Consider the following 24,984-nt stretch of genomic DNA (forward strand, 5'->3'; position numbering starts at 1 on the left):
ATGTCTCGGGGCAATCCCGGCGACATCGATCGCCACGCCGATTGCGGGTTTGAACATGACGAAGACCACAGAGGCGATGCCGTCCGGGTCAGAAATTTTTCCGGAGCGTCATGAACGCGGAGCGCGGTGAGGTCGGGGCAACCAGCGCGCCGGCCAGATATTGATAGGGCTCGAAGCGCTCGGCGCCCAGGAGGTTGCTGACCGAGAGGCCTATCGAAACCGGGCCGAAATTATGGAAAAGCTGGGCGTCGACCAATGCGAGTCCCTTGACCGAGACGCTGTTCGGCAGCGCCAGTTCGCGGCGAGATACCGCGGTCACGCCGGCTCCGACCTCGAAGCTGCGAAGCGACCCGCTGCGAAAGCGGTAACGGACCGCGAGCCGCCCCGCATGTTTCGGAACGTCGCGCAGCCGGTCTCCGACCGGCAGTCTTTCGTCTCTTGTGACCTTTGCGTCGGTAAGGGCATAGTTGACGAGGAGCGAGAAGGAGGGAGCGGGCTCATAGACGAGATCCAGTTCGGCCCCCCGGGCGCGCTCCTCGCCCGTCTGGAGATAGGAGAAAGGCGCGGCGGGGTGGGCCGTCAGCTTGTTTTGCCGCGTCACTCGGTAAAGTGACAGGGTCCCGGTCAGCCCTTTCAGCGGCGCGGCCAGCTTCAACCCCGCCTCCCACGCCTGCGATGTCTCGGGCTTCGGCCTGATGCCGAGAAAGCCGCCCGCCACGACGCCTTTGAACCCTTCGGAGTAGCCGGCGAAGAGCGACATCCCGTCGGCGATCCGGTAGGTTGCGCCGATCCGCGGGGTGACCTTGTCGTGCCTTGTCACGGTCAGCGACCCCGCGACGCCGCTGCGAAGCGCGAGGCGTGTCCAGCGTATGCCGAGCGTGAGATCGAGACGGGGGCCGATCGCGATCTGGTCCTGCCCGAAAAGCGCGATGCTTCTCAGCCGATCGGTCTGGCCGAGCGCCGAGGAGCGCAGCACGCCGAAAGGTCGCGCCGGCAGGGGGCGGCTATAATCGACGACGCCCCAGCTTTCGTCGAGGGTCAGCGCGGCGTGATAGCGCGTCGTGTCATAGTCGATCCCGGCGAGCAGCACCTGCCGCAGAGCGCCGTCGCCGAGCCGCCCGGTGATCGTTCCGGTGACAAAGGTCTTGCGGCTGATAGAGGCGAGATTGGCGGCCCCGAAATTATAAAGCGTTCCGCCGATCCGCCCGTAAGGGAAGGTCCCCCATTCATCCAGCCTGCTTACCGTGCGGTTTGCCGACAGGCTGGCATCGACGCGGTCGCCGAACCGGTGCGTGAGCGTTGCGGTTGCCGCTTCGTTTTGGGCCTTTGCGCGCGGCGCGTCGCGCGCACCGGCGAAGACCTGGCGGTCGATCGGCAGCGCGGGCGCTGCAAGTTCGACCGGAAGACCCGCATATTCCGCCTGCTCCAGCCTGTTATAGCGTCCGCGCACGACAAGCCGCGTATCGGGACCGAGGTCGATGGCGAGCGTCGGAAAGATCGCGAGACGATCGCTCGTGACGAAATCAATCGAACTGCCGGCCGATGCGATCATGCCAGCTAGCCGGAAGCCGCCGCGATCGCCGAGCGGCAAGTTGACGTCCGCCTCGGCGCCGCGCGTATCGAAGCGTCCGGCGCGGACCGCGAAGCCCAGCGCGAACCGGCCCAGCGGCTCGGACGATATGAGGTTGATCAGCCCCGCAAGCGGCGCGCCGCTTCCTCCGCCATAGAGCGTTGCCGCCGGCCCCTTGGCGATCTCGATGCGCGCGACATTGACGAGCGTCGCCGGGTCGCCGATCCCGGCCGGGTTCTGATAGGTCGGCATTCCGTCGATGTAATAGTTCACGGCAAAGCCGCGGATGAGCGCCGGTTGCACCGCCATTCGGGACTGGCTCGTCTGCGTGACGCCCGACACGTTGACGAGGGCCGCGCTCAGATTTTGAAGATCCTGTTCCTCGATCAATCGGCGGGTCAATATCTGGATCGATTGCGGGATCTTCTCGACGGGTGTCGGCGTTCGAGTGGTCGTCGTCGCGGCGGGCGCGCCATATCCCGGCCGCTCGCCGGTCACGACGATATCGGGAGTCCAGCTCAGCTCCGGCGCCGGATCCCGAGCGATCGCAGGCGGCGCGGCGAGAAGGGTTCCGGCAAGCGGAACGAAGGAAATGCGCATGGGCTTGGCCTCGTGTTTGCTTTGGATACCGGCGGATCAGGCGACGATCCGCCGAAGCTTTTCGAGCGCGACCTTGTCGCCTTCGTGATAATCGATCGTCGTCACGAAGCGGCCGTCGCGGTCCATCAGATAGACAGCGGCGCTATGGTCGACGGTGTAGTCGCCGCCTTCGAGCGGCACCTTCTTCACATAGACGCCATAGGCCTTCTGGATGGCGGCGAGCTGCGAAGCCGTTCCCGTGAGCCCGTGGACCGGCGTCCTGAAAAGCGAGATATAGCGGCCGATGTCGGCCGGCCGGTCGTGTCCGGGATCGACCGAAACGAAGACGATATCGAATTTCATGCCGTCCTTGCCGAGATCGCGGCGAAGCTGCGCCATGCGCGCGAGGGTGGTCGGACAAACCTCGGGGCAGCGCGTGAAGCCGAAGAAGATCGCGAACGGCCGGCCCGCGAAGCTTTTCTCGGTGACGGTCCTGCCGTCGGAGCCGGTCAAGGTGAACGGACCGCCGATGCCCGCGCCCGCCGACGGGGCCGCGCGCTTGCCGCCGCCCGACTTCGCCGTGATCGCGAGCGACAGGCAGGCCGCGGCGGCGATCGCGACGAGGATCCAGAGGATAGGGCGGGCTTTCGCCATCGGCGGGCGGGCGGCGGGATCAATGCCGGTCATGACGCGCCTCCCCGGGACCTGCCGAACCCACCGGAACGACCCGGAAATCAACCTCGACCGCTCCTTGCAGCTGGAAGCGCAGCGTTACGGGGAAGCTCTGGCCGGGGGTGAGCGGGCGCTTCAGCCCGACGAACATGATATGGAGTCCACCAGGCTTGAGTTCGACCGTCTTGCCGACGGGAATGGCAATGCCGCGACCGACCGGCCGCATCCGCATGACGCCCTCATCAACCGACATGGTGTGAAGCTGAACTTCGCGTGAGATCGGCGAATTTGCTGCGACGAGGCGGTCGCCCGCCCCGCCCCGATTGGTGATCGTCACAAAGCCGCCGCCGACCGTCTGGCCGGGCGCGGTCTGGCGTGACCAGCCGCGCTCGATGGAAAGCGAGCCGGCGTGCGGGCTCCTGGCGAAAAGCGGCGTCGCGGCTGCGGCGAGCAGGGCCGCGGCGGCTGCGCATCTGGCAAGGTTCATCAAATGGTCTCCGGAAAGGAAATGGCGGAAGGAAGGGGGCTGCGGCGGGTGCGGCCCGGCTTTCGGCGACGGCGACGCCGGCCTGCGCAACGAGGCCGAGGCCGATCGCCGCCCAGCATCGGCGGCGAAAGCGGCGCAGCGCGCCGCGGCGGGGCGGATGGCAGGAGAGCGGGCCATCGGCGGCGTCTTGGCGTTCGGGCTCTGGGGACGGCTGGCGATTTGCGGACGGCACCCGCGCCCGGCGGCGCAGCATGGCAGCCCGGTGCCGCTCGTCGGAGCGGTCCGCTATCTCGATCATTATTTTGAAACTCCGGCAACGCCGCCCGCGCCCCGGGGGCGCGGGCGGCTCGTTCGATTGTCGCTTTAGGGCGTCAGACTGCGGCCGGCGGTCCGCGCAGCGGCGGACGAAGATGCGCTTCGCGGCGAAGAGGCAGATCAGCGGTTGCCGAAAGGCCACGCACGAGAAGGATGGCGATCGCCTCGATCGGGATCGCGGGATCGCTCGCCATGCCGGCGCCATGTGTCAGCGCGCTGAACAGGCAGGACGCTTTGCCTGGCTGGTCGCCGCTTTGCTTGTGGCCTTCCTCGCCGAAAGGGATGATGATCGTTTGCGTGACGGGTCCCGAGGGATCGGAGCAGACGATGACGTCGAAGCTGCGCGCACCATTGCGGCCGGGCATATAGCCCGGCGGAACCAGCGCCTTCGACAGCAAGGCCAGCGCGACCAGCCACATGGCAAGCGCGCGGCGGCGATGGAAGAAGGTCCGCATCCGGTCCATGGAGGCTGGCCATAGGCTGCACTGCGGCGATTGTCATTAGCTGCCGGATGGACAAAATGTCCCATCGGCAGTCCAGGCTTGCCAGCCCCGAGGCCTGCCTTGCAGGCTGGTGAGGGGTGCAGGGTCGATCAGGTCCGAAAAGCGATGCCGCAAGGACGTCGCTTCAATCGGCGCCGCCGAAGGTCAGGCCGACGACGTCGGCTATCAGCGCCTCGTCCCAGCCGATGCGCCGGTCGAGGATCAGCATCGCGGCTCCATGCACCAGGGCCCAGGCGTGGAGCGCTGCGCTGTCGGCCTGGTCCTCGAAATGGGGCAGCGATTGCGCGATGCCGGCGCGCAGGAGATTATAGGCGACCTCGGCTCCGTCGCCGCCTTGCTCGCGGGAACGCAGGCCCTTTCCCCGGGTGAAGCTCAACCGAAACAATTCGGGATCGTCATGGGCGAAGCGGATATAGGCGATGCCGGCGGCAAGAAAGCTCGCGCGGCCGCCGCCTGCTTTGACCCATGCCTGCGCCTGCTGCGCGCCGAGGCGGCGCAGTCCCTCGTCGGCCAGCGCGTCGAGCAGGGCTTCCTTGTCGGGGAAATAGCGATAGAGGGCAGTCGCGCTGACCCCGACATCGCGCGAGAGTGCCCGGAGGCCAATCGTGACGCCGTTCCGTTTGGCAAGTCGCTTGAGGCCCGCCGCGATCACGGCGGCCCTGAGGTCGCCATGATGGTAGGCCCCGCCGCTCCGGACGCGCCTGCCTGCCATATAGGTACCGGATTGCCCGGCCTTCGCGTTTGGCCCGATCTGTAAGCGTTCGCGGCTCGCTGCCTCCTTTTTCGAGCTCAAGGGTGCGGCCCGCGCCCCGGACGCGGCGGGTTCAACTGGAAGTTGCCCAGATCGAGCCTGATGATCAGCCGGTCGCGGAGCACGTCATATGTCTTGTTGCAGAGATAGGCCCGGCGCTTCGAGGCGATCCTGATGCCGTCGACATCGACGATATCCAGCGCATAATTAGCGATCCTCGATCCATCGGCAATGTCGAGCGTATAATCCTGTCGCCGCAGGAGTCCGTCCGCGCCGAAATAAAATTCCTGTGCGCGGCTATGGGTGGCGATGCCTTCGGGCATGACGGCCCGGAGCCCGCGCCACGTTTCGCCATTCTCCTCGATCGGATCGATGTCCCACAACTGGACGCCCGGCAGCGCGAGCGAGAAGGGCGCCGTGAGATAGCTCCACATCGCATAGGAGGCGAAATACATGCCGTGGAGGGGATCCCATGGCGTATCGAGATCATGGCCCGCGAACGCCGCGCGGGGGTCGGTGCGCTCGGCTAGCACGTCTCCCTCACCGGTCTCCATCACCGTCCGGTTCGCGCTGGAAATCACAATGCGATCATTGCTTCCCACTGGCGCGATGCGGCATTCCTGCACGCCCGTCTCCGCGACGATCCAGAGCGGCCCGAGCGACTGAACAACCTTCCGGTCGAGAAGTTCGCCGCCGCTATCGGATTCGACGCCGATCGCGGCAACGGATCGCCAACGCTCGAAGCCGCCATGGGCGTCGATGGCATCCGACAATATTCTGTTCATCTCCGGCTCCTGCATTGGATTGAGGCGACGTGGCGCGCGGCCTTGAAGCGGCGGGATTTCAAGCGCCGCGGCTGCCGGAACGCCGCCCGGCTTGGCGCTCGATCGTCCATGCCCGGCTAGAAGGTCTCGGCCCACGGGCGCAGATCGATCTCCTGCGTCCAGGCGCTTCGTTGCGGCCGGTGGACGAGAAAGGCGCTGTCGGCGATTGCTTCGGGCCGAAGGAGGCCATCTTCGCCGCGTTCCTCGAGCAAATGGGGGAGGGCACCCAGCAGCCGGTCGCCGTGAATGCCGCCGTCGATGACGAGATGCGCGACATGGACGCCCTTCGGGCCGATCTCGCGAGCGAGACTTTGCGACAGGGCGCGCACGCCGGCCTTGGCGCTCGCAAAAGCACCGAACAGCGCCTTTCCGCGGATCGACCCCGTGGCGCCGGTAAAGAGAATGGTGCCGGCACCACGCGGAACCATGCGCCGGGCGGCTTCGCGCCCGGTCAGGAAGGCGCCGAGCGTATGCTCGCGCCACAATTGTTCGAAATGGGCAACTTCCAGATCGAGGAAGGAATCGCGGCGGTTGGTGCCGGCATTGTGCACCGCGACCGCGAGAGGTGCCCACGCTTCGGCGGCCGCGGCAAATGTCGCGGCGTCCTCCTCTTGGCTCGCGTCGCCTACGAGAGCTCGTGCCTGCCCGCCATCGGCCTGGATTTCAGCGGCCGAGGCCTCGACCTTTTCTGCTGAACGACCGGCGAGGACGACGCGGTAGCCGGCCTTGGCGAAGCGCCGGCCATAAGCGGCGCCGAGCCCCGCGCTTGCGCCAACACCGACGATCAAGGCGCTCTTCTGCAAATCCTTCATGATCTTCTCCAGTATGGTTCCTCGACGAACTTTGCTCAGCCGTCCGGCGAGAGCGGCTATCTGTCTCAGTTTAATTTTGAAACTTTCCGAGGAATAGGCCCGGTGCGCGGGCTTTGGCAAGCCAGCTCCGGGGCGCTTCGGGTCCGCCCGTTCAGATAAGCGTCAAAGGAGAAACTTATAGTAGACGACTGTAATATAAAGATAATATGACATTCGTCATTCAAAGAGACTCGCGGAAGCTAAGAACAAGAAATTTATGCTATTTTCGCCCGTGGAATCTCTTTCCTTGCTCGCGCTGAGCCGGCTCGCTAGCAGATGCGCGTCGACCGGATTCGTCCTGTCGGGGCAGGTTTTCTGGCACTTCTCACGCTCCTGCCGATCCGGGGCCAAAAGCCGCGGATCCGCTACTTGCGGCGGCACCTCGATGACCGTGACTTCCGAGCTTCGGTCATGCGACGTGCCGCCGCCTTCTAACCAGATAGGAGAATTGCGCTGCGGTGCGCGGTTTCGGCACGCGTGCCGCCGCGGCGTGCCCCAATTCGAATGGGGGCGGCATCCGGATATCCTCGCGAGATGCCGCAGTGCGCCGGACCGGGTTCGACGCGAGCGATTGTCGCGTCCGGCTTTCCGGCTTGCCGCGTGAAGGGGGAAGGGAAAGTCGCGAGGTCGCTCGGGCCGTGCAGAAATTCTATGGGGTCGCTCGGGCTCGGTCCCGCCTCCACGCGGAAGCGGCAGTGTCGGCCAATCTTGCTCCGCCTCTCTTGGGGCGCGTCTTTCGCATGGGCGGGATTTGCCCGGCACTATCCCGGGAACCAAATGCGCCGAGGCGGATTCGACCCTTTGTGACGGCGATCGGCGCCGTGCTCGCCGACAACCGGAGGGATTGTCTTGCCAGCAAAGCTTATATGCCTTCTCCCGCTCCTTGCCTGCGCGGCAGCATGCTCGGAAGATGGTCTCACTCAGGCCGGGTCCGCGATGGAGCCGGGCGATCTCGCGATCCGCGACGAATTGCCGGGTGAAGAGGTGCGGGGGGCGGGTGCGGACGACGAGATCGGCTCGCCGGAGCCTGCGGAGATCGATTGATAGGTCCCGCCGGCTCACGCCGGCGGGATATGCTGTCAGCCGTTCAAGCGATCTTTAACCGCTTTCGCGGGGCTGAAGCCCAGCTTTTTGGAGGCCTGATCTGGATCGTTTCGCCAGTCGACGGGTTGCGGCCCTCGCGCGCGGGCGCTGCCTTCACCTTGAACTTGCCGAAGCCGCTGACCAAGTCCTAGCCGCCGCTATCGCTCGTGAACCGGTCGCCTAGCCGCGATCGTCAGTGTGCGTACGCCGTACGACATAGAGCCCCTGGGGCGCCGCGACGAGATTGAGGGACCCATATTCGAAGATAGCGACGTCGGCGGTTCCGGTCGCTTCGTGTGCCTTGCCGACGGTGACGACATGCATCCCGGCCGCGCTCGCGGCCACGATGCCGGCCGGCGAATCTTCCCAGGCGAGGCAATCGCCGGGCGCGACCCCGAGCCTCGCCGCCGCCGCGAGGAAACCGTCGGGCGCGGGCTTGCCATTCGCGACATCCTCGGCGCCGATGACGAGCGGCGGCATGGGCAGCCCCGCCGCCGCGATGCGGGCATAGGCAAGCGCGCGCGGCGCCGAGGTGACGACGGCCCAGCGTTCGGCGGGGAGGCGGGCGAGGAAGGCGGCCGCGCCGGGAATTTCGACGATCCCGTCGACTTCCCCTATTTCCGCCTCGGTAATCGCTTCGGCCTCGCGGCGCGGATCGACGCCCGCCGGCGCGAAGCGCAGTACGGTGTCATGGGCCCTGACGCCGTGCACGACTGCCAATATCGCGCCGGCGTCGAGACCGTGCCGTTCCGCCCAGCCTGTCCAGATCCGGTTCGCGACCGCGATGCTGTCGAGGATGGTCCCGTCCATGTCGAAGAGGAAGGCCGAGAAACTGCGCCCGTAAATCGTCTCGTCGTTCATGGCCGCCCTTATGCCCGCTTCCGGATAATCGCTTCAAGCGAAATAGCGGCGATCAGCGGGTGGGTTCGCGGCGAAGGGGCGGGCGCCGCGGCCCCGCCCGATCGCCCGCGGTTACCGGAAGCGCTCGCCGACGAGGTCCTCGCTCCGCGCCCAGAGCGCCTTTGCGCTATCGGGGTCGAGCGCATAGGGACGCACGCCGGGCCGGATGCCGTCGCGATCGTCGATTTCTCCGACCTGGCAATCCTCGCAATAGCGACCGCCGATCGCATCCGCCTCGGCGACGGCCGCGGCCCAGACCGATGTCGCGGCGCCTTGCTCGATCGATTTCTGTTCGAACGGCGCTTCTCCCGAGGCTTTGGCGGCCGCCGTGATCTGCTCGAACAGGGCTGCCATCTGCTCGGGGGGAACGTCGCGGCCAAGATCGGTGGCGATGGCGCCCGGATGCACCGCCGCCGCACGGATAGCGCGCGCCTTGTGGCGCCGGTCGAATTCGACCGCGAAGAGGATATTGGCGGTCTTCGAGCGGCCATAGGCGACCCAGGGATCATAGGGCTGGGCCTCGAAATTGGGATCGGCAAGATCGACGTCGGCAAAGCGGTGCCCGCCCGATGCGACGATGACGAGCCGTCCGCCGTCGCGGATCAGCGGCGCGATGCGGTTCACCAGGGTGAAATGGCCGAGATGATTGGTCCCGAACTGGGTTTCGAAACCATCGGCGGTCCGCCCGAGCACCGGCGACATGACACCAGCATTGGCGATCACGATGTCGAGGGGGCGGCCGTCGGCGACGAGCGCATCGGCGGCGGCCCGGACGCTGGCGAGCGAGGCAAGGTCGAGTTGGATCAACGCGAAGCTGCTCCCGATTGCAGCTGCGGCCGCCCGCACGGCGGCGGTCGCGCCTTCGGCTTTGGCGAGATTGCGCGCGGCGCCCACGACATCGGCACCGCGCGCGGCGAGCGCCCGCGCGGTCTCGACGCCGAGTCCGGCCGAGACGCCGGTGACGAGGATACGCTTGCCGCGAAGATCGACGCCGGCGAGCACCTCGTCGGTGGTGGATCTGGAATCGAAGCGGGACATGGGATGAACTCCTGAAAAGGGGGTGGGGGGAGGGAGGGGGCTTGCCACAGATAGCGGCGCGGCCACGAAAACCGCTGCCCGATCATGGCGTATCCTTGCCTATTGCCATCAATCGATCTTCAAATTCCCGATCGAAGCTTGCGCCAGGAGCCGCCACGGCCGATGGGAAGCCGATGGCCGATATTCTCGATCCGATGCGGCGAAGGGCGCTGCGTCACGCAAATCGCGAGGGTTTTGAAACCGCGATCCCGCGGCTCATGCTGGCGGCGCGAAGCTTGCCCGACAGCGGGATGGCCAGCGTCTATGAACCCGTGGCCTGCCTGATCCTGCAGGGCGCCAAGCAGGTGGAGATCGGCGACCGGGTGCTGCGATACGATCATGCGAGCTATTTCGTCGCCTCGCTCGACTTGCCCGCGATCAGCCATGTCATCGAGGCGTCTCCCGCCAGGCCCTATATCGCGGTGGCGTTGACGCTCGACCGCGCTGTGATCGCAGATCTCATTGCGGCGATGCCGGCGGCGTCGATCGGCGCGGCGGCGGGCGGGCACCAGGGGCCGGGCTTCGCCGTCAGCGCGGTGACGCGCCAGCTGATCGAGGCCTGGTCGGGCTTGCTTGCGCTGCTCGATCAGCCCGACGATATCGCGATGCTGGCGCCGCTTCGCGAGCGCGAGATTCTCTATCGCCTGTTGCAAGGGCCGCTCGGGGCGCAGCTCTGCCAAATCGCGCAGGAAGACAGCCGTCTCGCACAGATACGCCGTGCGATCGGCTGGATGCGCGGCCATTATGGCGAGATGCTGCGCATCGAAACGCTCGCCGAGATCGCCGGAATGAGCGAGGCTTCGTTCCACCGCCACTTCAAGGCGGCGACCGCGATGAGCCCGCTGCAATATCAAAAGTCGCTACGCCTGCAGGCCGCGCGGCGCTTGCTTGCGACGGGATCGGAAGCGAACCGCGCGGCTTTTGCCGTGGGATATGAAAGCGCCTCGCAGTTCAGCCGCGAATATCGCCGGGCGTTCGGCATCCCGCCGTCGCGCGATGCCGAACGATTGCGCGGGATGACGCTGCTCGCGGTCGGCGCGGCCTAGCGGGCGCTTGCCGCCGCGGTCGCGGCGCCGGCCCTGCCGACCCTCGGCCGTCAGCCCTTCGCCTGCTCGCCGAAAAGCCGCGTCGCCGCCTCCCGCGCCAGATCGGCGGTTCTCTGCCCGATCCGCGCGAGATCGTCCCCCGCCAATTGCCCGTCGAACAGGATGCTGGTGATGCAGTACCGGACGATCTCCTGCCGGTCGGCGATGGCGGCCGCGATCGTCGTAACCCCCTTGATATAATTGCCCTCGTCGATCGCCCAGCCTCGGCCGGCATCGGCGACGCTACGTGCGTAATCGTCGAGCGCCGGCGGCGATTGCCAGCGCAGTTCCTCGATGTTGCGCCGCAGGTCTTCGCGCCCAAGATGCTGCCTTGCCGCGATGCAGCGGCCCATCGCGCCGATCCGCGCCGGAATACGTTGGCCCACGGAAAGATGGATGCGCGTTGCGAGCGGGCTGTCGGCGACCTCGATCAGCACCGCGCGCTCCGAGGCAATTTCCCACAATCCCTGGCACGTCTCGAACTCGTTGGCGAGCGCGAGCATTTGGTCCTCGAGCCAGCGGCTCCAGTCGCTCAATCGCGTGTCGACGTGGAACAGGCGCGAGGGCGCGGTGCCGAGCCGGTAATGCTTGCTGCCGGGATCGAATTCCGCAAACTCCTCGCCGACGAGCGTTTTGAGGATGCCGAAACAGGTGCTCGGGCTGAGATTGGTGGCGCGCGCAATCGCGTTGACGCCCTGGCCTTCGTGACCGGCAAGATATCGCAGGATCGTGATCGCGTTGACGACGGCAGCTACGGGCACTGTCTTCTCCAGAAGTTGGTTCCGCCCCGGCTCTGCCACCGAATCTTCTCCGGGTGCCAGAGCTTTTCTCAAGGCGTCGACGGTACCATCTTAAATTCTGAATGCAGAATAACAATATTTCCTATGTTGAATGATTTTGTGGGGCAATATAAAGGCCGCCGGGAGGAGGGACCGGTGAGAGCGACGAGAGGCAGCCCGCCCAGGGATAATGCGAGCCGCCCCGAGGTCGTTCGGGCGCGCGGGGCGATGCGTGTGCCTCCGGTGCAATCGGAAGCGCAGGCCCCTCGATGATCGCCCCGGGAAGCACCGATCCGTCGAACCCGCCGACGCTGGGGGACATTGTTCGCGCCAGGGCGACCGACTGCGAAAATCGCACGGCGATCGAGTTCGAGGGGCGCGCGACCAGCTATGCCGAGCTTCGAGACGGGGCATTCCGGATCGCCAACGCGCTGATCGCTTCGGGACTGGAGCCGGGAGACCGTGTTGCCGTACTCGCGCGCAACTGCGACACCTTCTTCTCGCTGCTGATCGGATCAGCCGTCGCCGGCGCGGTCCTCATGCCGATGAACTGGCGGCTCTCGCCGCCCGAAATCGCCTATCTGCTTGCGGATTCGGATGCGCGCCTGCTGTTTGCGGACGAGGCGTCGCTGCCGCTGGCGCGGGCCGCGCTCGAGGGCGGCGGGCAGGAACCGCCGATCGTCATAATCGATCGCTCCGATGGCCCGGGAGCCCTGTCGGACTGGCTGAGGCGCGGCTCCGACGGCGATCCGGCGGTTCCGGTCCGGCCCGACGATGTCGCGATCCAGCTCTATACGTCCGGCACGACCGGGCGGCCGAAAGGCGCGATGCTGAGCCATCATGGCCTCAACTGCGTGCGCCTGTCACAGCCGCCCGCCGCCGCGTGGAGCCGGTGGACGGCCGATGACGTCTGCCTGGTCTCAATGCCGCTCTTCCATATCGGCGGGATCGGCACGGCGCTTGCCGCCATCTATCATGGCGCGCGGATGGTCATCCTCTCCGATTTCGTGCCCGACCTTGTTCTCGATCACATCGAACGCGGCGGCATCAAGAAGCTCTTTCTCGTTCCTGCCGCTTTCCGGATCCTCCTCGACCATCCGAGGACGAAAACCTCCGACTTCAGCGGCCTTGACCATATCCTCTACGGTTCGAGCCCGATCACGGCCGCCTTGCTCGACGAGGCGATGGCGGTCTTCAGTGCCGGTTTTGTCCAGGTCTATGGCATGACCGAGACTTCGGGGACGGTCGCGGCGCTGCCGCCCGAAGACCATGGGCCGGGCAAGCCGCATCTGCGCGGCGCCGCGGGCAAGCCGCTCGCCGGCGTCGAGATCGCGATCTTCGATGCCTCGGGCGGGAAAATGCCTGCCGGCGGCGTCGGCGAAATCGGGATCCGGAGCGGCGCGGCGATGGCCGGCTATTGGAAGCGCTCCGAAGAAAGCGCGAAGGTGTTCACCCCGGATGGCTTCCTCCTGTCGGGCGACGCCGGCTATCTCGACGCCGAGGGCTATCTCTTCATCTGCGACCGGATCAAGGACATGATCATCAGCGGCGGCGAGAATGTCTACGCCGCCGAAGTCGAGAGCATCATCGCGGGGCACCCGGCCATTCGCGAGGCGGCGATCGTCGGCGTGCCCGACGAGCGGTGGGGCGAGGCGGTGCATGCGGTGATCGTGCTCAAAGCGGGCGAGGCACTCGGCGAGGACGAGTTTCGCCGCTGGTGCCGCGCGAGGCTGGCCGGCTTCAAGACGCCGAAATCGATGGAGATCGTCGCGGCCCTGCCGCGCAACCCGGCCGGGAAGGTCCTTCGCCGCGCGATCCGGGAACGGATGGCGGGCACCGGGGAGCAAAAGGGCGATCCCGCCGGCGCGGCCTGACGGCGCGGGCGGGGCATTTTCGAGGGAATGAGGAATATGAGCGAGCCTATCATCATCTGCGGCGACGGCCGCATCTCACGGACCGGGCTCGAGGATCGCAGCCGACGCGCCGCGGGCCTGCTCGCCGCGGCGGGCATTGGCGCCGGCAGCAGCGTCGCGGTCCTTCTCCCCAATAGCATCGCCTTTATCGAGGCGATGCTCGGCGCGCAGCATATCGGCGCTTATGCCGTGCCGATAAACTGGCATTTCGCGCCGGCCGAGATCGTCTATATCCTCGATGACTGCGGCGCGCGCGTCCTTGTTACCGAGCAAGATCTGCTCGACCCGCTGCGCGGCTTGCTGCCCGCCGACATGGTCGTCTTCGTCGTCGATCGAGCGGGTTCGGAAACGGCGCGGGCCTGGGACGCGGCGCTTGCGGCGTCCGAGCCCGTCGTGAGCTTGCCGGCGCCGCCGGTGGACAGCATGATCTACACCTCGGGTACGACCGGGCGGCCCAAGGGCGTGCGCCGTGCGTCGGCGAAAGGCGAGCAGCAGGCGAGGCTCGCTGCGATGCGCGAGCGGCTCTATGGGCTACGGGCCGGGATGCGCGGGCTGCTGGCGGCGCCGCTCTATCATTCCGCCCCGAACTTCTTTTCGCTCGCCGCGGTGCGCAGCAACGGCCTTCTGGTGCTCGAGAGCCGATTCGACGCCGAGCGGACGCTGCAGCTCGTCGAGGAGCACCGCATCACGCACATGTTTGTCGTGCCGACGATGTTCGTACGCCTTCTTGCGCTTCCCGAAGCGGTCCGGCGGAAATATGATCTGAGCTCGCTGGAGAATGTCCTCCACGCCGGCGCGCCCTGCGCGCCCGACGTGAAGGCCCGGATGATCGACTGGTGGGGGCCGGTGATCTTCGAATATTATGGCTCGACCGAGGCGGGGCCGCTGACCTTCTGCGGATCGGACGACTGGCTTGCGCATCGCGGGACGGTGGGGCGTCCGATCGAGGGCGTTCGCCTGTCGATCCGGGGCGCTGCCGGCAAGCCCTGCGGGGCGGGCGAGGCGGGCGAGATCTGCATCGACGAGACGTTCCAGCCCAGTTTCACCTATCACAAGGATGCCGAAAAGCGGCGCGCGCTCGAGGTCGACGGCGTTCTTGGAACGGGCGATGTCGGCTATTTCGACGCGGACGGCTTCCTCCATATCTGCGACCGCCTCAGCGACATGGTCATCTCGGGCGGCGTCAACATCTACCCGGCCGAGATCGAAGCCGCGCTGATCACGCTTCCCGGCGTCGCGGACTGTGCGGTGATCGGCGTGCCCAATGCCGAATTCGGCGAGAGCGTGGCGGCCTTCATCCAGCCCGCTCACGGCGGTGCGGCGCCGTCGGCGGAGGACATCCGCCATGCGCTCAAGGGGCGGATCGCCGACTACAAGATTCCGCGCGCCTTCCATTTTCGCGCCGAACTGCCGCGCGACGACAGCGGGAAAATCTTCAAACGGCGGCTGCGCGAAGAACTCGCCCGCGAAGCCGCGGCGTCGGCGCTGTGACGGGCGCGGCCGCCACGGGCAGGGGGCCGCTCGCCGGGGTCCGCGTCCTTGAATTCGCGGGCCTTGGTCCTGCGCCCTTCTGCGCGATGCTGCTGTCGGATCTCGGCGCCGACGTTGTCATGGTCGATCGCAGGGACCGCCCGGCGCCGGCTCCCGACGCCGTGACCCATCGCGGGCGCCGCCATCTGCCGCTCGACCTCAAGAATGCGGCGGCGATCGAGGCCTGCCTGATGCTCGCCGAGCGTGCCGACATCCTGATCGAGGGTTTTCGTCCCGGGGTCATGGAGCGGCTCGGTCTCGGCCCCGAGGTGGCGCTCGCGCGCAACCCGGCGCTTGTCTACGGGCGAATGACCGGCTGGGGCCAGTCGGGTCCGCTCGCCGACCGGGCCGGGCACGACATCAATTATATCGCGATCTCGGGCGCGCTCCACGCGATCGGCCCGGCGGGCAAGCCCGTGCCGCCGCTGAACCTTGTCGGCGATTTCGGCGGTGGCGCGCTGTACCTCGCGGTCGGGCTGCTCGCCGCCCATCGCCATGCCAGCGTCTCGGGGACGGGGCAGGTGGTCGACTGCGCGATCAGCGACGGAACGGCCTCGCTCATGGCGATGCTCTACGGTTACCGGGCCGGCGGGCGATGGAAGGACAGACGCGAGGCGAATCGCCTCGACGGCGGCGCGCATTTCTACGACAGCTATTGCTGCGCCGACGGAAAGTGGGTCGCTGTGGGGGCGATCGAGCCACAATTCTATCGCGAACTGATCACGCGGCTGGGCCTCGATCCGGACGAATTCGGCGATGCGGCGGACCCTTCCCGCTGGCCGGCCCTCAAGCAGAAGATCGGGGCGCAGCTCCTTACGAAATCGCGCGACGAATGGTGCCGGCTGCTCGAGCCGTTCGACACCTGCTTCGCGCCGATCTTGTCGATGGACGAAGCGCCCCACTATCACCACAACCAGGCCCGCGGGACCTTCGTCGAGCATGACGGCGTGATCCAGCCCGCGCCCGCACCGCGTTTCAGCCAGACCCCGGGGGCGATCCAGCCCGGCCGGTCCAGCGAGCATCCCTTGCAGGACTGCCTGTCGGCCTGGGCCGATCTCTAGGCGTATTTGAGGATCGTCGTGTAAGAGCGGTGCCCCGGCTTTTTATGGCCGCGTCGCCGGGCAATGCCCTCCCGTGCGGGGTGCGGGGCGCGGCGCGCCGGTGGCGCCCGGCGATTTTCGCATCGCCGGGCGCTGGCGATCAGAGCGCCATTCCCGACATGCCCTTCGCCATGCCCGGTCCCCAGAGCGAGACGGTGAAGAACCAGGTCGCCACCGCTACGAAGGCGGTTGCCGCAAGGAGCAGGAGCGCGGCCGGGGTATCGCTTTTTCCGGCTCTCTTGCCGGTTCCGGCCCGAATGAAGAATTCGGCCACGGCGAGATTGGGAATATAGAAGAAGAAGGTCATGATGGCGTCGAACCAGCCGCGGAAATGGTCGGTGCCAAGATCGCCCATAACAAGATACCAGAGCGCATATTCCATGCGGTAGAGCCACGAGCCCACGGTGAGGGCGAAGAGACGGATGGCCCAGGCCCGATGGGCGTCGAACCGGCGCTGCCGGGCATGGGTGAAGGCGCGTTCGGCGCAAAGGATCATGAGCGCGCCGTAGATCGCGAAGCCGATATCCATCACCGTTCCACCGATCGTTCCCTTGACGAGGATGAAGCCCAGCCCGCCCACGCCGGCAATCGCCGCCGCGCCGACATAGAGGCGCCCGAGCCACCGGTGGAGACGGGGAGCCGCGCGGCGTATAGGGCCGATCAGCTGCACCGGGCCCAGCAGCAGCAAGATTCCGCCGGCGACGAAATGGAAGCCGATCGCGATGACCGCCGAGGGCAGGGCCGGATCATGGAGGCCCTGGAGCGCGTCGTTCCACCGCGCGGTCAACCCCCCGAGCGCGGATCCGCCGAAGAAGAGGAGGATGTAGGCGCCAAACAGGATGCCGCTCGCCCAGACGGTCGCGACGAGTGCGAGGGAAGCGCGCTGAAGCAGCGCGCTGGCCTTCGCTTGCGGCACGGCGGCCGCCTGGGGTGCAATCATTTCCATTTCAATCTCCGGCTGTTCGCTATGATGTCCGCCGCGCGGCCGGCGCGGTCCGTGGACAAGTCCGCCGCAGATATGTATCATGCGATATTTATTATCAAGCGATAATAATGTTATCGGGAGTGCCTGTGAACCCTTCTCCATCCCAGCCGCCGCTTCGCGCGCCCAAAGGCGGCTACGCCAAGGGCGAGCAAACGCGGGCAAGATTGCTCACCGCCGCGCTCGACTGCTTCGGGCCCGATGGCTTCGAAAAGGTCACGACGCGCCAGATCGCGACCCGGGCAGGCGTGAATCTGCCGGCGCTCACCTATTATTTCGGCAGCAAGGAAGGGCTTTATCTGGCCTGTGCCCAATATATCGCAGGCCAATATTCCGAGGCGTTGAACCCTGCGGCCGTCGAAGCGCAGGCGGCCCTTGAAGCCGGGCTTCCCGCCGCTGATGTCGCAGCAAGGCTCAAGGTGTTGATGGCCGCGCTTGCCCGCTTTCTTCTCGCGTCGAGCGACGCGGCGAACCGCAACCTCTTCATCCAGCGCGAAATGGCGAACCGGGGTCCCGCTTTCGACTTCCTCTACGAGCGGCTTTGGGGACCGGGCATCGAATTTACGGCTGTGCTTGTCGAGCGCGCCGCGGGCGGCCGCCTGACGCAGGCCGAGGCCGGCGTGCGCGCCGCGCTGATGATCACGAGCCTCGCGGGCTTCGGCGAAGGACGCGCCGTGATCGAGCGCGCGGTGAGCGAGGGCGATCGCATCGATTATGCGATCGCGGCGCTGAACGAGCAGATCGATGCGCTGGTTCGCCCCGCGCCTGCAGCGCGCGCCGGCATGCGCGAGAAGAGTTGAGCACGACCGCGCGATCTTCCTGAAATTCGCGCGGACGCGGCGGGTGGCTGGCATCGCGCCATTTCCGCCCGCCGCGCGCCGCCCCGTCCTAATATTTGAACCCGAGCGTCAGGCCGACCTCGCGCGGGGGCGCATGCGCGACCCCATAGCCATTGTCGTTGACCGCCGACCCCGCGGCATAGGCGGTATTCGTGAGATTGCGCACGAAGAGCGTGGCGCGGACCGGGCTGCCTTGCGGCGTGAAGCTCGCCGACGCGTTCCACACGCCATATTTGTCCTGCCGCATATAGCCCATGACATCGTGCCGGTAGGATGCCGAATAATTGTAGCCGATGTGGAAGTCCGCCTCGCCGCCGGCGATCTCGGGCGAATAGTCGAGCCCCCCCGACAGAATCCATTCGGGCGACCGGATCAGTCGCTGCCCGCTCGCGTCGGCGTTCGTGGAAACCGGCTGACCGTCGACGAGCGGAAAGGTCTGCGCCGCCGCGTAGCTGTCGTATCGGGCGCGCGGCAGCCATGAACCGCCGCCCGAGAGCTTGAGGTCGGGCGCGACCTTGACCGATCCGTCGAAGTCGAGCCCGTAGATGGTCGCCTTTGCCGCATTGGTCGTCACGATCGCATTGTTGACATAGCTTTGGACCTGAAGGTCCTTATATTTATAGTGAAATCCCGAGAGGTTCAGCGCGAAGAGGCGATCGGCATATTTGAATCCGGCCTCGAAGGCGTCGAGATGCTCGGGATCGACCGGCGCGCCGGGCGCGCGCGGCACGATGACGCCGTTCACGCGCTGGTTGAACGACGAATAGGACAAGAGCCCGCTCTTGTAGCCCTGGCTGAAGGTCGAATAGAAGTTCAGGCTGTCGGTGACTTCCCACTTGATGCCGAGGCGGCTCGTCGCGGCGCTCCAACTCTTCTCGTTGGGCTCGGTGAACGGCGCGCCCTCGATGTTGGTGCCGCGGAGCGACAATGTGTCGAACGAATAGCGGATGCCCGCGAGCAGCGAGAGGCGATCGGTCAGTTTGAGCGTGCCCTCGCCATAGACCGCGAAGGAGTCGGTCTTGGCGCGGGCCAGGTAGAGGAAGGTGTCTCCCCACAGATTGGCCTCGGTCTCGTTGACGATGTGCAGGCCGTAGACGCCCGCGATGAACGAGAAGGGACCGAAGTCGCGCGAGGCATAGTTGAACTCCTGCGAGAGGAACAGCGGCTGGCGATAGAACCAGCGAAGGTCCTGGCAGCGGCGGGCGGCAAGGCAGGTCGGCGAATAGGCGCCCTCGACGTCGCCGCGTCCTGACGGCATGACCCGCTGATAGCCCGTCAGCGAGGTGAATTTGCCGATATCGCTGTCGAAATCGGCGCGGAGCGTCAGCGCATAGGATTTGAGATGGCTGACGGCCGGAACGTCGAAGGCGACTTGCCAGGGCTGCTCGCCGATGACCGTGTCCGGATAGACGAGCGCGCCGTTCGCATCGCGCTGCAACGCGCGCGAACCGCGGTTCTGGATCGCGCTGCCCGTCTCGATGTCGAGATGGCTGTAGCGGGCGCTGAGCGCGACGCGGATGGACGCATTCGGTTCCCAGAGCAGTTTTGCCGCGAGATTTTCGGTGAGCGAGCGGCCATAGCGGCCGTCGGAGCCAGGGCTGATGTCGGTCAGGAAGCCCGAATGAAAGGTGCGAACGCCCGAAAGGCTGAGACCGAGCCGGTCGTCGGCGAGCGGCGCGCTGACGAACAGGCGCTGCTCATTGTTCGTGACGGCGTTCGATGTGCCGCCGCCGAAGCGGCTCAGCGTCACCGATCCATCGACCTTGAAATCCTTGAGATCGGGATCGCGCGAATAGACGAGGATCGCGCCGCCGACCGCGTTGCGCCCGAACACGGTGCCCTGCGGCCCCTTCAGAACTTCGATGCGCGAGACCATCGTGGGATCGAAAGCGAGATTGTTCGACTGCGAGGCACTGTAGATACCGTCGATATAGACCGCCACCGGCTGCTCGATGCCGCCCGCGCTGCTGACCGCGGTGCTCGTGATGCCGCGGATCGCGGGCTGCGCCGAGGTTGCGAGGCGCGAGAAGACGAGGCCGGGAAAGGCGTTGCCGAGATCGGTGGGCGAACGGATGCCGGCCGCGATGAGCTGGTCGCCATCCTTGACCAGGATGGTTGCCGGGACCTCGCGGATGCTTTCGGACTTTTTCTGCGCGGTCACGATGATATCGCCCGAACCCTCGGCGCCCGCGCCGTCTTCGCTCGCGGATTGCGCTGCCTCCGCCGCATGGGCGGCATGGGTTTGCGCAAGCGCCAGCAGGGCAATCCCTGCGGCCAGTATCGCCGTCTGCCTGTTCATAAATCCTCCTTGCGATGCATCGATTGTCAGGGTGTCGTCCCGCGAAGCGCGGCCCGGCTTCGGGCGCGCGCCTCCCGGTCCCGCGCCGCGCTCTTGCGCATTCGCGGGCCCATGCTTCCCATTTTTCTTGCTGCACCGGCTGGCCGCGGCGCCCCTGTGTCCTGCCGTGCGGGCGGCTGCCCGTCAGGCGGGCTGCTTGTCCCGGATCAGCCAGAAAAAGCCCTTCGGCTTGCCCTTCCAGTCGCCGAGTCCGATCACCAGGTCGTCGTTGACCTTGCGAAAATAGTCCATCAGCGCGCGGTCGTCATAGATCACGGCCGACTGGACCTTGCCCCAATATCCGACCTCGCGAAGCCGCGCTTCGCCCCAGTCGCCCCAGGCGTAGACCTTGCCCTCGTCGTCGGTGCGCAGCATCGGTTCGCAATGTTCGGGCGAGTTGAAGCGCTTGCCGTAGAAATTGCTGATCGTGGTCTCGCCGCGAAAGCTGCCGCCGCGCCACTGGCCGAACATGAATTCGTTCGTGGTGCCCTCCAGTTCGAGGAACAGCGGCTTGATCGTGGCATAGTCCGCGAGCTCCTGCTTCTCGACCATTTCGGCGAGGCGCTCTTGGGCGGTCAATTCTTCGGTGACACTCATGGTTTTTCCTCTCCCGATGGCGGCTCGCCGGCCGATGGCATTGCCTCCCCTTCGCGGGACGGCGCAAGCGTTCGGACGGCATGCCGGACGTCGATTCAAATTTTACTTTTAGAATCAACGATGATTCCAAAATATGCGCGACGGTGCGATTGGCAAGCACTATCTCATCCAAATATGGTCTGAATCGGAAATCATGTATGATTCCTGATTTAATGGATGACGCTTGCCAGGGGTCCGAGTGCGCATATGTCTCCCGCCGCTTCGGCGGTGCAGCATATTGACGCCTTTTGTCATTCAAATGGCGCGATATGACAAAATCCGGTTTGCGTTTCCGGAATAGACTTGTCGCCAACGTCGGTGATGAGACCGGCATAATGAATGGAAGGAGAGGGTATGGCTGCCTTACCGCAGGACGTGACCTATGATGGGGTCGATGTCGAATTTCTTCGCCGGAAATATACCGAGGAACGCGCCAAGCGGCTCAACCCCAAGGGAAACAGCCAATATGTCGAGGTGACCGGCGACTTTAGCCGCTACATCGACGATCCTTATGTCGACGGCCCGCTGGTCCGCGACGCGCTCGACGAGACGGTCGAGGCACTCGTGATCGGTGGCGGTTTCGGCGGCCTTCTCGCGGCGGCGGAACTGCACAAGATCGGCGTCACCGACATTCGCATCGTCGAAAAGGCCGGCGATTTCGGCGGCACCTGGTACTGGAACCGCTATCCCGGCGCCCAGTGCGACATCGAATCCTATATCTACATGCCGCTGCTCGAAGAGACGGGCTATGTCCCGACCGAGAAATATGCCTATGCGGCCGAACTGTTCGAACATGCCCGCCGGATCGGCGAGCATTACGACCTCTATTCCCGCGCGCTGTTCCAGACCCAGGTCGTCGATCTGACCTGGGACGAGGCGGCGGCGCATTGGGTCGCCACCACCGACCATGGCGATACGGTCAGGGCGCGCTGGGTGCTGTCGGCGTCGGGGCCGCTCAACCGGCCCAAGCTGCCCGGCATTCCCGGGATCGACACGTTCAAGGGGCACACATTCCATACCAGCCGGTGGGACTATGCCTATACCGGCGGGGACAGCCGGGGCGCGATGACGGGCCTTGCCGACAAGCGCATCGCGATCATCGGCACCGGCGCGACCGCCATCCAGTGCGTTCCCTATACCGCGCGCGATGCCGCGCATCTCTATGTCGTGCAAAGGACCCCGTCGACCGTCGATGTGCGCGGCAACCGCCCGACCGATCCCGACTGGGCTAACGGGCTGAAGCCCGGATGGCAGCGCGAGCGGATGGACAATTTCAATGTGCTCGTATCGGGGCAGCGTGCCGAGGTCGACCTGGTGCATGACGGCTGGACCGACCTCTTCCGCGACATGGTTACGTCCTGGATGCCGGAGGATCCGACGTCCGTCGCTCCCGAGGAACTGGCGCGGCTCACCGAGCTTGCCGACTTTCGCAAGGGCGACAAGATCCGCGCCCGGATCGACGATGTCGTCACCAACCAGCAGGCGGCCGAGGGATTGAAACCCTGGTACGGCATGCTGTGCAAGCGGCCGACCTTCCACGACGATTATCTCCAGGCCTTCAACCAGCCCAATGTGACGCTGGTCGACACCGAGGGGCGCGGGCTCGACCGGATTACCGAGACCGGCATCGTTTTCGACGGCGTCGAATATCCCGTCGACTGCATCATTTTCGCGACCGGCTTCGAATCCGGCACCAACTATGCCCGCCGCGCCGCGATGGAAGTTCGGGGCCGCGACGGCAAGCGGATGACCGACCATTTCGCGAACGGCATGCGGACCTTTCACGGCTTCTACACCGACGGCTTCCCCAATTTCTTCATGCTGGGATTGAGCCAGAACGGCTTCAAGCCGAACGTGACCGACATGCTGGCGGAACAGGCGGAGCATATTAGCGCGCTGATCGCCGCGGCGCGGTCGGAGGGCAAGGCCGGCATCGAGGCGACGAGCGATGCGGTCGATGACTGGGTCCGGACGATCCGCGAAAAATCGCAGCGCTCGCGCAAGTTCCTCGCGACCTGCACGCCGGGCTATTATGGCGGCGACGGCAACATCGACGAGGGGCTTCTGATCGACACTTATGGCGATGGGTCGATCGCCTTTTCGGCGCTGCTGCAGGCTTGGCGTGCGGCGGGCGACCGCGCCGGATTGAAGGTATTCTGATATGGGCAAGCTCGAAGGAAAAACCGCGATCGTCACCGGCGCTGCGAGCGGGCTCGGCGAAGCGACCGCGCGCCGCTTCGCGCAGGAAGGCGCGAGGGTCCTCCTCACCGACATCTCGGACGAAGGCGCGGCGGTCGCCCGCGACATCGGCGGGGATGCGCAATTTCTCCCCCAGGACGTCGCGAACGAAGCGCGCTGGGCGGAAGTGGTCGGCCATGCCGAACAGAATTGGGGGCGGCTCGACGTCCTCGTCAACAATGCGGGCATTTCGATGTTCGGGCTCGTCACCGACCTCAGCTACGCGCAGTGGCGCCGCTGCATCGAAGTCGATCTCGACAGCGTTTTTCTCGGCACGCGCGCCGCGATCCCGCTGATGCGCCGCAGCGGCGGCGGGTCGATCATCAACATCTCGTCGATGGCCGGCATGACGGGGCAGCGCGCGCTTTCGGCCTATTGCGCCGCGAAGGGCGGGGTGCGTTTTTTCAGCAAGGCGGTGGCGCTCGAATGCGCCGCGGCGCGCGACAATATCCGGGTCAATTCGGTGCATCCCGGCATCATCGACACGCCGATCTTCCATGCGACCGAAGCCGATGAGCGGCGCTCGCCCGTCGGCGCCGAGCCGATGGATGTCGGGCCGATGGCGGCGTTTGCCGTGCCGATGGGGCGTCCGGGCGTGCCCGACGACATCGCCGGCGCTTGCCTCTATCTGGCCTCGGACGACGCGCGCTATGTCACCGGCACCGAACTCGTCGTTGACGGTGGATTTTGCGCAGCTTGAGCTTGGCATGACGCCGGCCCCCGCTTTCGATCGCCTTACAGGCGCTCGGGATTAGCTCTCGCAAGGGGCCGAAGGCGGGGGCTGCGGGCGGTTCCGAACCTGTCGGCGGGGATCGGGCCAGCCCTTCCTCTTTTTTTGCCGCGCTACGGGCGCGGGACGGCGCCGCTGTCCTGCTGGCGCGCGGCGAACTGCCGGACGCCGATGTCCATATGCGTGCGCAGGAAGCGCGATGCCGCGCTCGCATCGCTATATCCCAGCCGATAAGCGAGCAAGGTCAGGTTCGGCCGCTTTTCAGTGCGGAAATAATCGTCCACCACCCGGCGGCGCGCCGCATCGAGCCGCTCGCTGAAGTTCGTCCCCTTTTGCTCGAGGCTTCTTTGCAAGGTGCGGCGGCTCACGCGAAGCAGCATCGCGATGCGGGCGATGCTCGCCTCGCCCGATGCCAGATTGGCGGCGATCATCTGATCCACCTGGCCCACGAAATCGACCGGCATCGCGCGCCGGACGCTTTCGAGATGCTGCTCCAGAAAGGCCAGTAGATGGGCATTGCCGTGCGGGGTGGGGCGACGGATGTCGTCGCGGCTGACGACGACGGCCGACCGCTCGGCGCCATATTCGAGGGGACAGCGGAACAGCTGGCGGTGGATGCGGTAGTCGCCCGGCGCCGAATGCTGGAACTCGGCGCGAAGCGGCGACCAGTTTTCCCCCAGAATGAGCCGCCCGAGCCGGGTCGAGAGAAGCATGATCGACTCGATGAACTGCGTTCCTCCATAGCGTGCCGGGACCAGGAGAACGTGCCGGATCGCCACCTCGTCGCCGTCCCTGTCGAGCGTCGACGTCACCGCCCGGCTCTCGAGATCGCCAAAGCGTGCGTTCACGCGGATCGCGTCGGCCATCGTCGGGCAATGGTCCCACAGCAGGCTCAAGGGGCCGTAGCCACGAATATTGCCCCATTGGGCAAAGGCGACGCCGAGGTCGGGGCGCCCCGCGACGGCCGCACAAATCTGGAGCATATCGACGATCGCATGCGCCGGCACGCGTTCGGCGTGCGCGGCGGACGCCGCGATCGCGCGCAGTTCGTCATCGAGAATGGCATCCAGATCCAGTCCCGACATGCGCGCGAAACTGATGAACTGGCGCAGCGCTCCGGCGTCGGCGTCGTCCACGATCCTCTCCTTTGGCGCAGCTTGTCATGATCGAGGCGCAATATGTCAAGATGAATGACCCCCGAC

21 protein-coding genes and 1 pseudogene are annotated in these 24,984 nt (G+C 66.0%); 7 read left to right on the forward strand and 15 right to left on the reverse strand.

Features of this window, described 5'->3' with window-relative positions:
- Positions 1-88: 88 nt before the first annotated feature.
- From VSX79_RS05730 to VSX79_RS05775, 10 genes and pseudogenes are all read right to left on the reverse strand, one after another.
- Complete coding sequence (locus VSX79_RS05730; RefSeq protein ID WP_326914733.1) at positions 89-2,170, reverse strand: TonB-dependent siderophore receptor; 2,082 nt, start codon at positions 2,168-2,170, stop codon at positions 89-91.
- Positions 2,171-2,206: 36 nt separating this feature from the next.
- Positions 2,207-2,836: an SCO family protein gene (locus tag VSX79_RS05735; protein ID WP_326914734.1), complete on the reverse strand. Its 630-nt coding sequence runs from the start codon at positions 2,834-2,836 to the stop codon at positions 2,207-2,209.
- Positions 2,823-3,308, reverse strand: coding sequence for a copper chaperone PCu(A)C (locus VSX79_RS05740; protein WP_326914735.1), 486 nt, complete (start codon positions 3,306-3,308; stop codon positions 2,823-2,825). Before VSX79_RS05740 ends, VSX79_RS05735 begins: the two co-directional genes overlap by 14 nt.
- Before the next feature lie 371 nt (positions 3,309-3,679).
- Positions 3,680-4,087: a DUF2946 family protein gene (locus VSX79_RS05745; RefSeq protein WP_326914736.1), complete on the reverse strand. Its 408-nt coding sequence runs from the start codon at positions 4,085-4,087 to the stop codon at positions 3,680-3,682.
- 163 nt (positions 4,088-4,250) lie between these two features.
- On the reverse strand, positions 4,251-4,838 hold the full coding sequence (locus VSX79_RS05750; RefSeq protein WP_326914737.1) for a TetR/AcrR family transcriptional regulator: 588 nt from the start codon (positions 4,836-4,838) through the stop codon (positions 4,251-4,253).
- 77 nt (positions 4,839-4,915) lie between these two features.
- Complete coding sequence (locus tag VSX79_RS05755) at positions 4,916-5,662, reverse strand: hypothetical protein (RefSeq protein ID WP_326914738.1); 747 nt, start codon at positions 5,660-5,662, stop codon at positions 4,916-4,918.
- A 116-nt stretch (positions 5,663-5,778) separates the two neighbouring features.
- On the reverse strand, positions 5,779-6,633 hold the full coding sequence (locus VSX79_RS05760) for an SDR family NAD(P)-dependent oxidoreductase (RefSeq protein ID WP_326914739.1): 855 nt from the start codon (positions 6,631-6,633) through the stop codon (positions 5,779-5,781).
- 998 nt (positions 6,634-7,631) lie between these two features.
- Positions 7,632-7,777: pseudogene (locus VSX79_RS05765) on the reverse strand (HU family DNA-binding protein); the annotation flags it as partial.
- 38 nt (positions 7,778-7,815) lie between these two features.
- A complete protein-coding gene (locus VSX79_RS05770) occupies positions 7,816-8,496 on the reverse strand; it encodes an HAD-IA family hydrolase (protein WP_326914740.1) in 681 nt (226 codons plus the stop codon).
- Positions 8,497-8,607: 111 nt separating this feature from the next.
- A complete protein-coding gene (locus VSX79_RS05775; protein WP_326914741.1) occupies positions 8,608-9,573 on the reverse strand; it encodes an SDR family NAD(P)-dependent oxidoreductase in 966 nt (321 codons plus the stop codon).
- A gap of 173 nt (positions 9,574-9,746) precedes the next feature.
- Here VSX79_RS05775 and VSX79_RS05780 point away from each other — a divergent pair, with 173 nt between their 5' ends.
- The gene (locus tag VSX79_RS05780) at positions 9,747-10,658 is read left to right on the forward strand and encodes an AraC family transcriptional regulator (RefSeq protein ID WP_326914742.1); all 912 of its coding nucleotides are present in this window, start codon (positions 9,747-9,749) and stop codon (positions 10,656-10,658) included.
- A 50-nt stretch (positions 10,659-10,708) separates the two neighbouring features.
- Here the strand turns inward: VSX79_RS05780 and VSX79_RS05785 are convergent, their stop codons facing one another.
- The gene (locus VSX79_RS05785; protein WP_326914743.1) at positions 10,709-11,458 is read right to left on the reverse strand and encodes an IclR family transcriptional regulator; all 750 of its coding nucleotides are present in this window, start codon (positions 11,456-11,458) and stop codon (positions 10,709-10,711) included.
- A 287-nt stretch (positions 11,459-11,745) separates the two neighbouring features.
- On the opposite strand from VSX79_RS05785, the gene VSX79_RS05790 reads away from it, so the two are divergent.
- From VSX79_RS05790 to VSX79_RS05800, 3 genes are read left to right on the forward strand one after another with little or no spacing between them, the layout of a single operon-like run.
- Positions 11,746-13,350 carry a long-chain-fatty-acid--CoA ligase gene (locus tag VSX79_RS05790; protein WP_326914744.1) on the forward strand — a complete coding sequence of 535 codons (1,605 nt, stop codon included), beginning with the start codon at positions 11,746-11,748 and terminating at the stop codon, positions 13,348-13,350.
- A gap of 36 nt (positions 13,351-13,386) precedes the next feature.
- Positions 13,387-14,880, forward strand: coding sequence for an AMP-binding protein (locus tag VSX79_RS05795; RefSeq protein ID WP_326914745.1), 1,494 nt, complete (start codon positions 13,387-13,389; stop codon positions 14,878-14,880).
- Positions 14,877-15,980, forward strand: a complete 1,104-nt coding sequence (locus VSX79_RS05800) for a CaiB/BaiF CoA transferase family protein (RefSeq protein WP_326914746.1) — start codon at positions 14,877-14,879, stop codon at positions 15,978-15,980. Before VSX79_RS05795 ends, VSX79_RS05800 begins: the two co-directional genes overlap by 4 nt.
- Before the next feature lie 139 nt (positions 15,981-16,119).
- Here VSX79_RS05800 and VSX79_RS05805 read toward each other — a convergent pair whose 3' ends face one another.
- Complete coding sequence (locus VSX79_RS05805) at positions 16,120-16,965, reverse strand: DUF2306 domain-containing protein (protein ID WP_326914747.1); 846 nt, start codon at positions 16,963-16,965, stop codon at positions 16,120-16,122.
- 125 nt (positions 16,966-17,090) lie between these two features.
- On the opposite strand from VSX79_RS05805, the gene VSX79_RS05810 reads away from it, so the two are divergent.
- Positions 17,091-17,801 (forward strand): TetR family transcriptional regulator, encoded by a 711-nt coding sequence (locus tag VSX79_RS05810; protein ID WP_326914748.1) that lies wholly within the window; start codon positions 17,091-17,093, stop codon positions 17,799-17,801.
- Between the two features lie 88 nt (positions 17,802-17,889).
- Here the strand turns inward: VSX79_RS05810 and VSX79_RS05815 are convergent, their stop codons facing one another.
- Positions 17,890-20,139: a TonB-dependent receptor gene (locus tag VSX79_RS05815; protein ID WP_326914749.1), complete on the reverse strand. Its 2,250-nt coding sequence runs from the start codon at positions 20,137-20,139 to the stop codon at positions 17,890-17,892.
- A gap of 183 nt (positions 20,140-20,322) precedes the next feature.
- Entirely contained in the window at positions 20,323-20,775 is a 453-nt protein-coding gene (locus VSX79_RS05820; protein WP_326914750.1) for a DUF4334 domain-containing protein, read from the reverse strand.
- 393 nt (positions 20,776-21,168) lie between these two features.
- Between VSX79_RS05820 and VSX79_RS05825 the strand changes: the two genes are divergently transcribed.
- Together VSX79_RS05825 and VSX79_RS05830 are read left to right on the forward strand one after the other, a co-directional pair.
- On the forward strand, positions 21,169-22,974 hold the full coding sequence (locus VSX79_RS05825) for a flavin-containing monooxygenase (RefSeq protein WP_326914751.1): 1,806 nt from the start codon (positions 21,169-21,171) through the stop codon (positions 22,972-22,974).
- A 1-nt stretch (position 22,975) separates the two neighbouring features.
- A complete protein-coding gene (locus VSX79_RS05830; RefSeq protein ID WP_326914752.1) occupies positions 22,976-23,752 on the forward strand; it encodes a glucose 1-dehydrogenase in 777 nt (258 codons plus the stop codon).
- 143 nt (positions 23,753-23,895) lie between these two features.
- On the opposite strand, the gene VSX79_RS05835 is transcribed toward VSX79_RS05830, so the two are convergent.
- Entirely contained in the window at positions 23,896-24,918 is a 1,023-nt protein-coding gene (locus tag VSX79_RS05835) for an AraC family transcriptional regulator (RefSeq protein ID WP_326914753.1), read from the reverse strand.
- Positions 24,919-24,984: the final 66 nt, after the last annotated feature.

The organism is Sphingopyxis chilensis (assembly GCF_035930445.1).
Classification (GTDB): Bacteria; Pseudomonadota; Alphaproteobacteria; order Sphingomonadales; family Sphingomonadaceae; genus Sphingopyxis; species Sphingopyxis chilensis.

Coding starts and splice junctions, on each gene's coding strand:
- VSX79_RS05730 (WP_326914733.1), bottom strand. CDS start 2,170: ATGCGCATTTCCTTCGTTCCGCTTGCCGGAACCCTTCTCGCCGCGCCG.
- VSX79_RS05735 (WP_326914734.1), bottom strand. CDS start 2,836: ATGACCGGCATTGATCCCGCCGCCCGCCCGCCGATGGCGAAAGCCCGC.
- VSX79_RS05740 (WP_326914735.1), bottom strand. CDS start 3,308: ATGAACCTTGCCAGATGCGCAGCCGCCGCGGCCCTGCTCGCCGCAGCC.
- VSX79_RS05745 (WP_326914736.1), bottom strand. CDS start 4,087: ATGGACCGGATGCGGACCTTCTTCCATCGCCGCCGCGCGCTTGCCATG.
- VSX79_RS05750 (WP_326914737.1), bottom strand. CDS start 4,838: ATGGCAGGCAGGCGCGTCCGGAGCGGCGGGGCCTACCATCATGGCGAC.
- VSX79_RS05755 (WP_326914738.1), bottom strand. CDS start 5,662: ATGAACAGAATATTGTCGGATGCCATCGACGCCCATGGCGGCTTCGAG.
- VSX79_RS05770 (WP_326914740.1), bottom strand. CDS start 8,496: ATGAACGACGAGACGATTTACGGGCGCAGTTTCTCGGCCTTCCTCTTC.
- VSX79_RS05775 (WP_326914741.1), bottom strand. CDS start 9,573: ATGTCCCGCTTCGATTCCAGATCCACCACCGACGAGGTGCTCGCCGGC.
- VSX79_RS05780 (WP_326914742.1), top strand. CDS start 9,747: ATGGCCGATATTCTCGATCCGATGCGGCGAAGGGCGCTGCGTCACGCA.
- VSX79_RS05790 (WP_326914744.1), top strand. CDS start 11,746: ATGATCGCCCCGGGAAGCACCGATCCGTCGAACCCGCCGACGCTGGGG.
- VSX79_RS05795 (WP_326914745.1), top strand. CDS start 13,387: ATGAGCGAGCCTATCATCATCTGCGGCGACGGCCGCATCTCACGGACC.
- VSX79_RS05805 (WP_326914747.1), bottom strand. CDS start 16,965: ATGGAAATGATTGCACCCCAGGCGGCCGCCGTGCCGCAAGCGAAGGCC.
- VSX79_RS05815 (WP_326914749.1), bottom strand. CDS start 20,139: ATGAACAGGCAGACGGCGATACTGGCCGCAGGGATTGCCCTGCTGGCG.
- VSX79_RS05820 (WP_326914750.1), bottom strand. CDS start 20,775: ATGAGTGTCACCGAAGAATTGACCGCCCAAGAGCGCCTCGCCGAAATG.
- VSX79_RS05825 (WP_326914751.1), top strand. CDS start 21,169: ATGGCTGCCTTACCGCAGGACGTGACCTATGATGGGGTCGATGTCGAA.
- VSX79_RS05830 (WP_326914752.1), top strand. CDS start 22,976: ATGGGCAAGCTCGAAGGAAAAACCGCGATCGTCACCGGCGCTGCGAGC.